Origin of the sequence: Streptomyces exfoliatus, assembly GCF_000725545.1 — a bacterium.
Classification (GTDB): domain Bacteria; phylum Actinomycetota; class Actinomycetes; order Streptomycetales; family Streptomycetaceae; genus Streptomyces; species Streptomyces exfoliatus.
In genome coordinates this window covers 192,289-205,545 of sequence record NZ_JNZP01000018.1, presented here as the reverse complement: position 1 = coordinate 205,545, position 13,257 = coordinate 192,289, and the positions used below count along the sequence as shown (strand labels likewise).

Genomic DNA, 13,257 nt, shown 5'->3' with positions numbered 1-13,257 from the left:
GGCACTGCGGGCGCGGGCATCCGAGACGCCTGTCCCAGCGCGAGGCTCGATGCCGAACCGCCGCCCCCTTATCCGTAAGACCAGTCCAGTGCCGACCCGCGGCTGCGTGCCGCGCCGACACAACGAGGTTGCCGTACCTATGCGCCACGCTGAAGGAGCCCGCGGTGAGTGCTGACCAGACGCTTGCCTTCGACCCGGATTGCCACATCTTCACCGGATGTGGCTTCCCGGCGCCGGGCCTGCACACGTTCATGTACGAGCCCATGTTCTCCGTGGGTGGCTTCGACTTCTCCAAGCCGATGCTGCTCGCCATCCTGGGTTCGCTCGTGGTCGTCGGGTTCTTCTGGGCCGCCTTCAACAAGCCCAAGCTGATCCCCGGCAAGATGCAGATGGTCGGTGAGGCCGGCTACGACTTCGTGCGCCGCGGCATCGTCTACGAGATCATCGGCAAGAAGGACGGCGAGAAGTACGTCCCCTTCATGGTGTCGCTGTTCTTCTTCGTCTGGATCATGAACCTCTGGTCGATCGTTCCGCTCGCCCAGTTCCCGGTCACCTCGCTGATCGCGTTCCCGGCGGCACTCGCACTGATCGTCTACGTGCTCTGGGTCTCCCTGACCTTCAAGAAGCACGGGTTCGTCGGCGGCTGGAAGAACATCGTCGGCTGGGACAAGTCCCTCGGCCCGATCCTGCCGCTCATCGTGGTCCTCGAATTCTTCTCGAACCTGATCATCCGGCCTTTCACGCACGCGGTCCGACTGTTCGCGAACATGTTCGCCGGTCACCTGCTCATCGTGATGTTCTCGCTGGCCTCCTGGTACCTGCTGAACGGCATCGGCATCGTCTACGCCGGTACGTCGTTCGTGATGGTCGTGGTGATGACCGGCTTCGAGCTCTTCATCCAGGCTGTCCAGGCGTACGTCTTCGTCCTCCTTGCCTGCAGCTACATCCAGGGCGCTCTCTCCGAGCACCACTGAGTCCGGTCCTGACCGGCAGCACCCCCCAAACCAACAGTCGTCCGGTGGCCAACCCCCACCGGGTCCTTGAAAGAGAAGGAAGAACCGGCATGTCCCAGACCCTCGCCGCTGTGACCGGCAACGTCGCCTCCATCGGCTACGGCCTCGCGGCCATCGGCCCCGGCGTCGGCGTCGGCATCATCTTCGGTAACGGCACCCAGGCCCTCGCCCGTCAGCCCGAGGCGGCCGGCCTGATCCGCACCAACCAGATCATGGGTTTCGCCTTCTGTGAGGCGCTCGCCCTCATCGGCATCGTCATGGGCTTCGTCTACCCGTCTGCCTGAGACGGAACTGACAGCCCGACTTTTTCACGGAAGGCACTGATGTGAACGCTCTGCTTCTTGCGGCAGCGGAGGAGCCCCAGCCTCCTCTGATCCCGCATCTCGACGAGCTCGTCATCGGCCTGATCGCCTTCGTCATCGTCTTCGGCTTCCTCGCCAAGAAGCTCCTCCCGAACATCAACAAGGTTCTGGAGCAGCGTCGCGAGGCCATCGAGGGTGGCATCGAGAAGGCCGAGTCGGCCCAGATCGAGGCTCAGAGTGTGCTGGAGCAGTACAAGGCCCAGCTCGCCGAGGCCCGCCACGAGGCCGCGCGTCTTCGCCAGGAGGCGACGGAGCAGGGCACCGCGATCATCCAGGAGATGAAGGCGGAGGGCCAGCGCCAGCGCGAGGAGATCATCGCGGCCGGTCACGCGCAGATCGAGGCCGACCGCAAGGCCGCCTCCGCGTCGCTGCGCCAGGACGTGGGCAAGCTCGCCACCGACCTGGCCGGCAAGCTGGTCGGCGAGTCCCTCGAGGACACCGCCCGCCAGAGCCGCACGATCGACCGCTTCCTCGACGAGCTCGAGGAGAAGGCCGAGGCCGTCCGATGAACGGAGCGAGCCGCGAGGCACTGTCCGCCGCCCGCGAGTCCCTCGACGCGCTGACCGACAACACCTCGGTCGACGCGACGAAGCTCGCGGACGAGCTGACGTCCGTCACCGCGCTGCTCGACCGCGAGGTGTCGCTGCGCCGGGTCCTGACCGACCCCGCTCAGTCGGGTGAGGCCAAGGCCGAGCTCGCGCAGCGACTCCTGAGCGGTCAGGTGGGCGGCGAGACCGTCGACCTGGTCTCCGGCATGGTGCGTTCTCGCTGGTCGCGCTCGCGTGACCTGGTCGACGCGGCCGAGGAACTGGCGAACATCGCCGACCTCACCGCGGCGCAGAAGGCGGGCGCGCTCGACGACGTCGAGGACGAGCTGTTCCGGTTCGGCCGGATCGTGTCCTCCAGCCCCGAGCTCCGCTCGGCGCTGACGGACAAGGCCGCCAAGGCCACCGCCAAGGGCGAGCTGCTCCGCAGCCTGCTCGGCGGCAAGGCCCACGCCACCACCGAGCGTCTGGTCGTCCGTCTGGTGACCCAGCCCCGTGGACGTAGCCTGGAAGCGGGACTCGAGTCCCTGTCCAAGCTCGCCGCGGCGCGCCGGAACCGGATGGTCGCCGTCGTCACCTCGGCGGTGCCGCTGTCCGACCAGCAGAAGCAGCGCCTCGGTGCCGTCCTGGCCAAGCTGTACGGCCGTGCGATGCACCTGAACCTGGACGTGGACCCGACGGTCCTCGGCGGGATCACCGTGCAGGTCGGCGACGAGGTCATCAACGGTTCCATCGCGGAGCGCCTCGACGAGGCGACCCGTCGACTGGCCGGCTGACGGCAGCCACAGAACACAGCATCACAGCATCACCAGCGGCCCGGTTGGGCCGTGCAGAGATTGCAGAAGATTCCTGGGGGTCGGCCCCCAGACCCCTTAAGAAACTTCGGGCCCAACAAGGAGAGCAGGGAACCCAGATGGCGGAGCTCACGATCCGGCCGGAGGAGATCCGGGACGCACTGGAGAACTTCGTCCAGTCGTACCAGCCGGACGCGGCCTCGCGCGAGGAGGTCGGCACGGTCAGCCTGGCCGGTGACGGTATCGCGAAGGTCGAGGGTCTTCCCTCGGCCATGGCGAACGAGCTGCTGAAGTTCGAGGACGGGACCCTGGGTCTCGCGCTGAACCTCGAAGAGCGCGAGATCGGCGCGATCGTCCTCGGCGAGTTCAACGGCATCGAGGAGGGGCAGTCGGTGCAGCGCACCGGCGAGGTCCTCTCCGTCGGCGTCGGTGAGGGTTACCTGGGTCGCGTCGTCGACCCGCTGGGCAACCCGATCGACGGTCTCGGCGAGATCGCGACCGAGGGCCGCCGCGCCCTCGAGCTGCAGGCCCCGGGCGTTATGGCCCGTAAGTCGGTGCACGAGCCGATGGAGACCGGCTACAAGGCCGTCGACGCCATGACGCCGGTCGGCCGTGGTCAGCGTCAGCTGATCATCGGTGACCGTCAGACCGGCAAGACCGCGCTGTGCGTCGACACGATCATCAACCAGCGTGACAACTGGCGCTCGGGCGACGTGAACAAGCAGGTCCGCTGCATCTACGTCGCCATCGGCCAGAAGGGCTCGACCATCGCGTCCGTTCGCGGCGCCCTGGAAGAGGCCGGCGCGCTCGAGTACACGACGATCGTCGCCGCCCCGGCGTCCGACCCGGCCGGCTTCAAGTACCTGGCGCCGTACACCGGTTCCGCCATCGGTCAGCACTGGATGTACCAGGGCAAGCACGTCCTGATCGTCTTCGACGACCTGTCGAAGCAGGCCGACGCCTACCGCGCCGTGTCGCTGCTGCTGCGCCGCCCGCCGGGCCGTGAGGCCTACCCGGGTGACGTCTTCTACCTGCACTCGCGTCTCCTCGAGCGCTGCGCGAAGCTCTCGGACGAGCTGGGTGCCGGTTCGATGACCGGTCTCCCGATCGTCGAGACCAAGGCGAACGACGTGTCGGCGTTCATCCCGACCAACGTCATCTCCATCACCGACGGCCAGTGCTTCCTGGAGTCCGACCTGTTCAACGCCGGCCAGCGTCCGGCCCTGAACGTCGGTATCTCGGTCTCGCGTGTCGGTGGCTCCGCCCAGCACAAGGCGATGAAGCAGATCTCCGGCCGCCTTCGCGTGGACCTGGCCCAGTTCCGTGAGCTGGAGGCGTTCGCCGCCTTCGGTTCCGACCTGGACGCCGCCTCCAAGGCGCAGCTGGAGCGTGGACAGCGCATGGTCGAGCTGCTCAAGCAGGCTCAGTACCAGCCGATGCCCACCGAGAACCAGGTCGTCTCCGTCTGGGCCGGTACCACCGGCAAGATGGACGACGTCCCGGTCGTCGACATCCGTCGCTTCGAGGCCGAGATGCTGGCGTACCTCCGCCAGAGCCACTCGGGCCTCATGACCTCCATTCGTGAGGGCGGCAAGATGTCGGACGACACCCTGCAGGCCGTGGGCGACGCCATCGCGGAGTTCAAGAAGCAGTTCGAGACCTCTGACGGCAAGCTGCTGGGCGAGGACGCTCCTGCCGCCGTCAACGTCTCGAAGTGACGACGGAAGGGACCTGACTCATGGGAGCGCAGCTCCGGGTCTACAAGCGTCGCATCAAATCCGTCACCGCGACGAAGAAGATCACCAAGGCGATGGAGATGATCGCCGCCTCGCGTGTCGTCAAGGCGCAGCGCAAGGTACAGGCGTCGACTCCGTACGCGACCGAGCTGACCCGCGCGGTGACGGCGGTGGCCACGGGTGCCAATGACAAGCACCCGCTGACCACCGAGGCGGAGAACCCGATCCGTGCCGCGGTCCTGCTCCTCTCGAGCGACCGCGGTCTGGCCGGCGCCTTCAACTCCAACGCCATCAAGGCGGCGGAGAAGCTGACGGCGAAGCTGGAGGGCGAAGGCCGCGAGGTCGCCGTCTACGTCGTCGGCCGTCGTGGCATCGCGCACTACAACTTCCGCGAGCGGAAGCTGGCCGGTACGTGGACCGGGTTCACGGACCAGCCGTCGTACGGCGACGCCAAGACGATCGCGGCACCGCTGATCGAGGCGATCGAGAAGGACACGGCGGAGGGTGGTGTGGACGAGCTCCACATCGTCTACACCGAGTTCGTCTCGATGATGACGCAGACGGCGGTCGAGGCCCGGCTGCTGCCCCTCAGCCTCGATGAGGTGGCGAAGGAAGCAGGCGACACGGACACGCTCCGTCCGCTGTACGACTTCGAGCCGTCGGCGGAGGACGTCCTCGACGCCCTGCTGCCCCGGTACGTCGAGAGCCGGATCTACAACGCGCTGCTCCAGTCGGCTGCCTCCAAGCACGCCGCCACGCGCCGCGCGATGAAGTCGGCCACCGACAACGCGGGAGACTTGATCAACAATCTCTCCCGACTTGCCAACGCGGCCCGCCAGGCCGAAATCACCCAGGAAATCAGCGAGATCGTCGGTGGCACCGCAGCCCTGGCCGACGCGACCGCGGGGAGTGACAAGTAATGACGACCACTGTTGAGACGGCCGCCGCCACGGGCCGCGTCGCCCGGGTCATCGGCCCGGTCGTCGACGTGGAGTTCCCCGTCGACGCGATGCCGGCGATCTACAACGCGCTGCACGTCGAGGTCATGGACCCGACCGAGGAGGGCGCGACCAAGACGCTGACCCTCGAGGTCGCCCAGCACCTCGGTGACGGCGTCGTCCGCGCCATCTCCATGCAGCCCACCGACGGTCTGGTCCGCCAGGCCCCGGTGACCGACACGGGCACGGGCATCACCGTTCCGGTCGGCGACGTCACCAAGGGTCGCGTGTTCAACACGCTCGGCCAGGTGCTGAACGACGACGAGTCCACCGTGGCCGACGCGCCGCGCTGGACCATCCACCGCAAGGCCCCGGCCTTCGACCAGCTCGAGTCCAAGACCGAGATGTTCGAGACCGGCCTGAAGGTCGTCGACCTTCTCACCCCGTACGTCAAGGGTGGAAAGATCGGTCTGTTCGGTGGTGCCGGTGTCGGCAAGACCGTTCTGATCCAGGAAATGATCGTCCGTGTGGCCAAGCTGCACGACGGTGTGTCGGTCTTCGCGGGCGTCGGCGAGCGCACCCGTGAGGGCAACGACCTCATGGTGGAGATGGAGGAGGCCGGCGTTCTGGACAAGACCGCGCTGGTCTTCGGCCAGATGGACGAGCCCCCGGGCACCCGTCTGCGCGTGGCCCTCGCCGGTCTGACCATGGCGGAGTACTTCCGCGATGTGCAGAAGCAGGACGTGCTGTTCTTCATCGACAACATCTTCCGCTTCACCCAGGCCGGTTCCGAGGTGTCGACCCTGCTCGGCCGTATGCCCTCCGCGGTGGGTTACCAGCCGAACCTGGCCGACGAGATGGGTCTCCTCCAGGAGCGCATCACCTCGACCCGTGGTCACTCGATCACCTCGATGCAGGCGATCTACGTCCCCGCGGACGACCTGACCGACCCGGCTCCGGCCACCACCTTCGCCCACCTCGACGCGACGACGGTTCTCTCCCGTCCGATCTCCGAGAAGGGCATCTACCCGGCCGTGGACCCGCTGGACTCCACGTCCCGGATCCTGGACCCGCGCTACATCGCGCAGGACCACTACGACGCCGCCACGCGCGTCAAGGGAATCCTGCAGAAGTACAAGGACCTCCAGGACATCATCGCGATCCTCGGTATCGACGAGCTGAGCGAGGAGGACAAGCTCGTTGTCCACCGCGCCCGGCGTGTCGAGCGCTTCCTGTCCCAGAACACCCACGCGGCGAAGCAGTTCACCGGTGTGGACGGTTCGGACGTTCCGCTCGACGAGTCGATCGCCGCGTTCAACGCGATCTGCGACGGTGAGTACGACCACTTCCCCGAGCAGGCGTTCTTCATGTGTGGTGGCCTCGAGGACCTCAAGGCCAACGCCAAGGAGCTCGGCGTCTCCTGAGCCCCGTGCTCTCCCGAGGGGGGCGGGTCCGTCCCGCCCCCCTCACCACGCCCACTAGAATTGACCCCAACACCCGGCACGACCGCCGGGTGGTGACCCGAGGAGCCACCCTTGGCTGCTGAGCTGCACGTCGAGCTGGTCGCCGCGGACCGGAGTGTCTGGTCCGGCGAGGCCACCCTGGTCATCGCGCGTACCACCTCCGGCGACATCGGCGTCATGCCCGGCCACCAGCCGCTGCTCGGTGTGCTGGAGTCGGGCCCGGTGACCATCCGTACCAGCGAGGGCGCGACCGTCGTCGCCGCCGTCCACGGCGGATTCATCTCCTTCGCCGACGACAAGCTGTCTCTGCTCGCGGAGATCTGCGAGCTGGCGGACGAGATCGACGCCCAGCGCGCCGAGCGCGCGCTGGAGCGTGCGAAGGCGGACTCCGACGCTGCCGCCGAGCGGCGCGCCGATGTCCGGCTGCGCGCGGTAGCGGTCCGCTGACGGTCCGCGCCGAGTAGTAGTGCCCTCAGCCGCGGCACGGTTGGAATTTTCCAGACCGTGTCGCGGCTGAGGCGATGCAGATGCAGGTTGTATTCGGTTGTGCCGGCGGTGCCGGCTACGGGACGCAGCGAGGAGGTCGGTGAAGATGTTCCTCGCTCTGCTCGTGTGCGGCCTGGTCGTCGCACTGGTGGTGATCGGGCTCTTCGTCTTCGGCTTGCGCCGCAGGCTGATCCAGCGGGCCGGCGGCACCTTCGACTGCTCCCTGCACTGGAACGTCCCCGACGAACCGGACCCGACCGGCAAGGGCTGGGTCTACGGTGTCGCCCGCTACAGCGGTGACGAGATCGCCTGGTTCCGTGTCTTCTCGTACGCTCCCCGGCCGCGCCGGGTCCTGGAGCGCTCGTCCATCGTGGCCCTGGAGCGCCGGATGCCGGAGGGCGAGGAGGAGCTCGCGCTGCTCTCCGACGCGGTGATCCAGCCCTGTATGTACGAGGGCGTGCGGCTGGAGCTGGCGATGAGCGAGGACGCGCGGACCGGTTTCATGGCCTGGCTGGAGGCGGCGCCTCCCGGGCAACGGGTGAATGTCGCCTGATCCTCGCCTGTTGATCGGGGGTCCCCCGGACGAAGTCTGGGGGAGGGTGAATGTCGCGTAGACGTGATGCGTGAAGAAGCGGGGGTCGGCGTGCTGCGCCGGCCCCCGCTTCGTCGTTCGCGGCCTGTCGTACGTGCTAGTTCAGGCCGTTGTTGATGGCGCCGACGAGTTCGCCGTTGCCGGTGTCGCCGCTGAACTCCCAGAAGAAGGCACCGCCCAGGCCCTGGTTCTTCGCCCAGCTCATCTTGGACGTGACCGTGGCCGGGGTGTCGTAGCTCCACCAGTTGGTGCCGCAGTGGGCGTACGCGGTGCCCGCGACGGTGCCGGTGGCCGGGCAGGAGGCCTTGAGGACCTTGTAGTCCTCGATGCCCTGCTCGTAGGTGCCCGCCGCGGGGCCGGTCGCCGTGCCGCCGGGGGCGGCCTGGGTGACGCCGGTCCAGCCGCGGCCGTAGAAGCCGATGCCGAGGAGCAGCTTGTTGGCGGGGATGCCCTTCGCCTTGAACTTGGCGATGGCCTCGGCGGAGTTGAAGCCGGCCTGGGGGATGCCGGCGTACGAGGTGAGCGGGGAGTGCGGGGCCGTCGGGCCCTTGGCCGCCCAGGCGCCGAAGAAGTCGTACGTCATCACGTTGAACCAGTTCATGTACTGCGCGGCGCCCGCGTAGTCGGCGGCGTCGATCTTGCCGCCGGCGGAGGCGTCGGCGGTGACGGCCGCGGTGACCAGGTTGTTGGCACCGAACTTGGCGCGCATGGCCTGCATCATGTTCTTGAAGGACGCGGCGCCGCTGGTGTCGCACGACAGACCGCAGGCGTTCGGGTACTCCCAGTCGAGGTCGATGCCGTCGAAGACGTCGGCCCAGCGGGGGTCCTCGACCAGGTCGTAGCAGGACTGGGCGAAGGCGGCCGGGTTCTGGACGGCCTGGCCGAAGCCGCCGGACCAGGTCCAGCCGCCGAAGGACCAGAGGATCTTGATGTTCGGGTAGGCCTTCTTCAGCTTGCGCAGCTGGTTGAAGTTGCCGCGCAGCGGCTGGTCCCAGGTGTCGGCGACGCCGTCGACGGACTGGTCGGCGGTGTAGGCCTTGTCGTAGTCGGCGTAGGCGTCACCGATGGTGCACTTGCCGCCCGTGACGTTGCCGAAGGCGTAGTTGATGTGGGTGATCTTGGACGCGGAGCCCGAGGTCACGATGTTCTTCACGTGGTAGTTGCGGCCGTAGACGCCCCAGTTGGTGAAGTAGCCCATCTTCACGGTGTTGCCGACGGGCGGGTTGGTCCCGCCGCCCGTCGTGCGGACGGAGGCCGTCCCGCTCGCCGGGCCGGTCTGGTCGATGGTGTCGCGGGCGACGACCGTGTAGCTGTAGTCGGTGCCGGCGGTCAGGCCGGTGTTGGTGTACGTGAGCCCGGTGACCGTGGCGATCGTGGCGCCGTCGCGCTTGACGTCGTAGTTCTTGACGCCCTTGTCGTCGGTGGCGGCGGTCCAGGTGAGCTTCACCGAGGTGTCGGTGATGGACGAGGCGACGGGGGTGCCGGGGGCCGAGGGGGCGTTGTCGCCGGGCTGGCTGGTGCCGTCACAGGGGCCGCCGTTGACCTTGCAGCCGGTCGGGGAGCCGGACCCCGTGCCGTTGAAGCCGAAGGAGATGCTGGCGCCGGGGGCGAGGGTGCCGTTCCAGCCGACGTTCTTGGCGGTCCAGTGGGTGCCGGAGCCGGTGACGGTGGCGTCCCAGGCGGAGGTGACGGCCGTGCCGGCGGGGTAGTCCCACTCGACGGTCCAGGAGGAGAGGGTGGTGGTGCCGGTGTTCTTCACCGTCCACCTGCCCTCGAAGCCGGTGCCCCAGTCGGAGGCCTTGGTGTACGTGGCGGTGGCCGAGGCGGCGGCTTCGGCGGGGGTGGCGAGGCCGACCATGGCGGCCAGCGGCAGGATCAGGGCGGTCAGACCGGCGGCGGCCCGGTGTCTGAACCCTGTTCTGCGCGTCGGTGCTTGAGTGCTCAACGGTGCTCCTCAAGTTGCGGACGGACATAGGTGGGGGTGGTCCGTGAAGATGCGCGCGCCCCGCGAGCGTAGGAAGGTCTGTACCAATCGTCAAGAGGTCCAGACCAACGTCACCGCCGTTCTGTCAGACACCCAACTCCTGGGCCAACACCGCCGCTTGGACCCTGCTCCGCAGCTCCAGCTTCCCCAGCACCTTGCTGACGTGCGTCTTCACGGTCGCCTCCGCCATGTCGAGCCGTACCGCGATCTCCGCGTTCGACAGACCCCGCCCCAGGGCGGAGAGCACCTCGCGCTCCCGGGGCGTGAGCGACGCGAGGATCCCGGGATCCGACGTCCGTACGGGACGGCTCGGCGCGGCGAACTCGGCGATGAGACGCCGGGTCACCGCGGGGGCGATCAGGCCCTCGCCGCGCGCCACCGTCCGTACCGCCTCGATCAGCTCGCGCGCGTCCGCGTTCTTCAGCAGGAAACCCGACGCGCCCGCCCGCAGCGCCCCGAACACGTACTCGTCCAGATCGAAGGTGGTCAGGACGAGGACGTCCGCGAGGCCCTCCGCGACCACGATCCCCGTCGCCGTCACCCCGTCCATCCGCGGCATCTGCACATCCATCAGGACCAGATCCGGACGGAGCTCGCGGGCCAGCTCCACCGCGCGCTCGCCGTCCGGGGCCTCCCCGACCACCTCGATGTCCGGCGCGCTGCCGAGGATGAGGACGAGCCCCGCCCGCACCGCGCTCTGGTCCTCGGCGACCACCACCCGCACCGTCATGTCCGGTCCTCCTCGTTCCTGTCCACGGGCAGCTCCGCCCGTACCCGCCATCGCTTCCGCCCCTCGCCGTCCGACACCGGACCGGCCTCGAAGACCCCGTCGAGCAGGGCCACCCGTTCCCGCATCCCCACCAGACCGGCCCCCGAACCCGGAGCGGTCGGCCCCGGGCGCTCCCCGTACGGACTCGTCACCTCCACGGAGAGGGCGTCCGGGCCCTGGGCGAGCGTGATGCGCACCTCGCCGGGGGCCGCGTGCTTGAGGGCGTTCGTCAGCGCCTCCTGCACGATCCGGTACGCGGCCAGCTCCACCGGAGCCGGCAGCGCTCCCGCCGACTCCCGCGTGTCGTCCAGGACGAAGGACAGCCCGGCGGGGTCGCCGTTCGGCCCCGCCTGCGCGACCAGCGCGTCGAGGGCGGCCAGGGTGGGCGCGGCGGCCGGCTCCGTCTCCGCGCCGCTGTCCCTGAGCAGCCCGATGAGCCGCCGCATCTCCGCCAGACCCGCCACGCTGTTCTCCCGGATCACCGTGAGGGCCTGCCGGGTCGTCCCCGGATCGTCGAGGGAGAGCGCCGCCGTCGAGTGGATCGCGATCGCCGAGAGGTGGTTCGCCACCATGTCGTGCAGCTCCCGTGCCATCCGGGCCCGCTCCGCCACCACCGCCTGCGCCCGGTCCATCTCGGCGAGCAGCGCCGTCTGCTCGGCGCGCAGCCGGGCGGCCTCCGCCGCGTTCCGGTGGTTGCGGACGATCGAGCCCGTCACCGCGGGCAGGAAGGAGATCATGCCGGTGAGCGCGCCCACGAGCAGCGCGATCGCGTTCTGCCACCAGACCAGGCAGACGACCGTCGTCGCGACGGTGATCAGCCCCATGACGTACGGGATGCGCCGGGCCTGGGCGGGCGTGCCGTACAGCACCGCCGCGTAGACCACGTCCGTGAACATCAGGACCGTGGCGAGATTGCCGTTGGTGAGCTGGTCGCCGACGATCGCGAGGGTGGCGACGATCAGGGCGAACCGCGGAGCGGTACGGCGCAGCGCCTCCGTCCCGGCCATCACGGTCAGCGGGATCAGAGTCGCCCAGCGCTGCCCGAAGACGTGGTCGCCCGTCACGTAAAGACCGAACGACCACAGGAGCAGCCCGCCGGCGAGTCCGCAGACCGCGATGAGCAGGTCGACGCGGTGCGGGCGGGGGAGCGCGGGGCGGGGGAGCGTCACGTACTCATCCAACACGGCCGCCCGCCGGGCGACCTCCTCGTCCGGGCCGATCCGGCCCTCCGTCGAAGGATGTAGACGCACTTCGTCACCGGCGACGACGAACGGGGCCGGATCCCACGGGACGCTGAGGGGGAACCGAAAGGGGAACCGTCGTGATCGTCACGCTGATCGTCGTCTGTGAGATCGGATTCTGGGTCCTGCTCGCCGCGGGCCTCGGCGCCCGCTACCTCCTGAAGATGCCCCGGACGGGTGTCGCGCTGCTGCTGTGCGAACCGCTCCTGGAGGTGCTGCTCCTCGTCGTCACCGCGATCGACCTGAAGAACGGCGCCGACCCCAGCTGGAAGCACGGCCTCGCCGCCGTCTACATCGGCTACACCGTCGGCCACGGCCACCGGACCGTGAAGTGGCTCGACGGCCACGCCGCCCACCGCTTCGGCGACGCGCCGCCGCCCGTGAAGCCGCCGCGGTACGGCATGGCGCGCGCCCGGCACGAGGGCGCGGTCTGGCTGGGTTCGGTGGTCGCCGCGGCCGTCGCCTCGGGCCTGCTGCTCCTGGCGATCTGGTACGTCGGCGACGACGGGAACACGGACGGGCTGCGGAGCTGGATCTCCTTCGCCTGGCGAGCGGCGGGCATCCACGGCCTGATCGCGCTCAGCTACGCGATCTGGCCGAAGAAGGCCCCGCACGGCCTCTCGCACGACCTGCCGCACGGTCGCGCGCACGGCACTTCGCACGGCACTTCGCCTGGCACGTCGGGCGACGCCGCGCACGGCACTTCGCGCGACGCCTCACGCCATGGTTCAGCGGTCCCCGCCCGGGACCCAGAGCACGTCCCCGACCTCCTTGTTCGCCGTACGGGCAAGGATGAAGAGCAGGTCTGAGAGGCGGTTGAGGTAGGTCGCGGTGAGGGTGTTCATCGTCTCCCCGTGGATCTCCAGAGCCGCCCAGGTGGAGCGCTCCGCCCGCCGGACCACCGTGCACGCCTGGTGCAGCAGGGCAGCACCGGGCGTGCCGCCCGGCAGGATGAAGGAGCGCAGCTTCTCCAGCTCCTCCAGGAAGCGGTCGCAGTCGGCCTCCAGCTTGTCGACGTAACTCTGCTCGACGCGGAGCGGGGGGTACTTCGGGTCCTCCACCACCGGCGTGCAGAGGTCGGCTCCCACGTCGAACAGGTCGTTCTGGACCCGGACGAGGACCTTCACGACCTCCTCGTCGAGCTGCCCGAGGGCGATCGCCGTACCGATGGCGGCGTTGGCCTCGTTGGCGTCGGCGTAGGCCGAGATCCGCGGATCCGTCTTTGCGGTCCGGCTCATGTCGCCGAGGGCGGTGGTGCCCTGGTCGCCGGTACGGGTGTAGATGCGCGTCAGATTGACCATGGGGCCAGCGTAGGGCCTGTCGTTCGGGTCACC

Annotated in this window: 14 protein-coding genes; 10 read left to right on the top strand and 4 right to left on the bottom strand. The window is 68.8% G+C overall.

The genetic code is table 11. From position 1 onward, the window contains the following. Positions 1-164: 164 nt before the first annotated feature. From atpB to IO20_RS0122550, 9 genes are all read left to right on the top strand, one after another. Positions 165-974, top strand: a complete 810-nt coding sequence (atpB, locus tag IO20_RS0122590; RefSeq protein ID WP_030553529.1) for a F0F1 ATP synthase subunit A — start codon at positions 165-167, stop codon at positions 972-974. 89 nt (positions 975-1,063) lie between these two features. After that, positions 1,064-1,297 (top strand): ATP synthase F0 subunit C, encoded by a 234-nt coding sequence (gene atpE / locus IO20_RS0122585; protein WP_030553531.1) that lies wholly within the window; start codon positions 1,064-1,066, stop codon positions 1,295-1,297. Between the two features lie 41 nt (positions 1,298-1,338). Beyond that, positions 1,339-1,884 carry a F0F1 ATP synthase subunit B gene (locus tag IO20_RS0122580; RefSeq protein ID WP_030553533.1) on the top strand — a complete coding sequence of 182 codons (546 nt, stop codon included), beginning with the start codon at positions 1,339-1,341 and terminating at the stop codon, positions 1,882-1,884. Further along, positions 1,881-2,696, top strand: a complete 816-nt coding sequence (locus IO20_RS0122575; RefSeq protein ID WP_030210626.1) for a F0F1 ATP synthase subunit delta — start codon at positions 1,881-1,883, stop codon at positions 2,694-2,696. The genes IO20_RS0122580 and IO20_RS0122575 overlap by 4 nt, the downstream gene beginning before the upstream one ends. A gap of 137 nt (positions 2,697-2,833) precedes the next feature. Beyond that, positions 2,834-4,432, top strand: coding sequence for a F0F1 ATP synthase subunit alpha (gene atpA / locus IO20_RS0122570; RefSeq protein ID WP_031127583.1), 1,599 nt, complete (start codon positions 2,834-2,836; stop codon positions 4,430-4,432). A gap of 20 nt (positions 4,433-4,452) precedes the next feature. Beyond that, the gene (locus IO20_RS0122565; RefSeq protein ID WP_030553535.1) at positions 4,453-5,370 is read left to right on the top strand and encodes a F0F1 ATP synthase subunit gamma; all 918 of its coding nucleotides are present in this window, start codon (positions 4,453-4,455) and stop codon (positions 5,368-5,370) included. Then, the gene (atpD, locus tag IO20_RS0122560) at positions 5,370-6,812 is read left to right on the top strand and encodes a F0F1 ATP synthase subunit beta (protein WP_030210618.1); all 1,443 of its coding nucleotides are present in this window, start codon (positions 5,370-5,372) and stop codon (positions 6,810-6,812) included. Before IO20_RS0122565 ends, atpD begins: the two co-directional genes overlap by 1 nt. 111 nt (positions 6,813-6,923) lie before the next feature. Continuing rightward, positions 6,924-7,298: a F0F1 ATP synthase subunit epsilon gene (locus tag IO20_RS0122555; RefSeq protein ID WP_030210616.1), complete on the top strand. Its 375-nt coding sequence runs from the start codon at positions 6,924-6,926 to the stop codon at positions 7,296-7,298. Positions 7,299-7,443: 145 nt separating this feature from the next. Continuing rightward, positions 7,444-7,890 (top strand): DUF2550 domain-containing protein, encoded by a 447-nt coding sequence (locus tag IO20_RS0122550; RefSeq protein WP_030553537.1) that lies wholly within the window; start codon positions 7,444-7,446, stop codon positions 7,888-7,890. A 136-nt stretch (positions 7,891-8,026) separates the two neighbouring features. Here IO20_RS0122550 and IO20_RS0122545 read toward each other — a convergent pair whose 3' ends face one another. The 3 genes from IO20_RS0122545 to IO20_RS0122535 form a co-directional block, all read right to left on the bottom strand. Then, the gene (locus IO20_RS0122545; RefSeq protein WP_397787417.1) at positions 8,027-9,874 is read right to left on the bottom strand and encodes a glycosyl hydrolase family 18 protein; all 1,848 of its coding nucleotides are present in this window, start codon (positions 9,872-9,874) and stop codon (positions 8,027-8,029) included. A 124-nt stretch (positions 9,875-9,998) separates the two neighbouring features. Then, positions 9,999-10,643, bottom strand: a complete 645-nt coding sequence (locus IO20_RS0122540; RefSeq protein WP_030553541.1) for a response regulator — start codon at positions 10,641-10,643, stop codon at positions 9,999-10,001. After that, a complete protein-coding gene (locus tag IO20_RS0122535) occupies positions 10,640-11,863 on the bottom strand; it encodes a sensor histidine kinase (protein ID WP_425423741.1) in 1,224 nt (407 codons plus the stop codon). The genes IO20_RS0122540 and IO20_RS0122535 overlap by 4 nt, the downstream gene beginning before the upstream one ends. A 140-nt stretch (positions 11,864-12,003) precedes the next feature. Between IO20_RS0122535 and IO20_RS36800 the strand changes: the two genes are divergently transcribed. Continuing rightward, entirely contained in the window at positions 12,004-12,732 is a 729-nt protein-coding gene (locus tag IO20_RS36800) for a hypothetical protein (RefSeq protein WP_037636052.1), read from the top strand. On the opposite strand, the gene IO20_RS0122525 is transcribed toward IO20_RS36800, so the two are convergent. Continuing rightward, positions 12,652-13,224, bottom strand: coding sequence for a cob(I)yrinic acid a,c-diamide adenosyltransferase (locus IO20_RS0122525; RefSeq protein WP_030210599.1), 573 nt, complete (start codon positions 13,222-13,224; stop codon positions 12,652-12,654). The genes IO20_RS36800 and IO20_RS0122525 overlap by 81 nt on opposite strands. Positions 13,225-13,257: the final 33 nt, after the last annotated feature.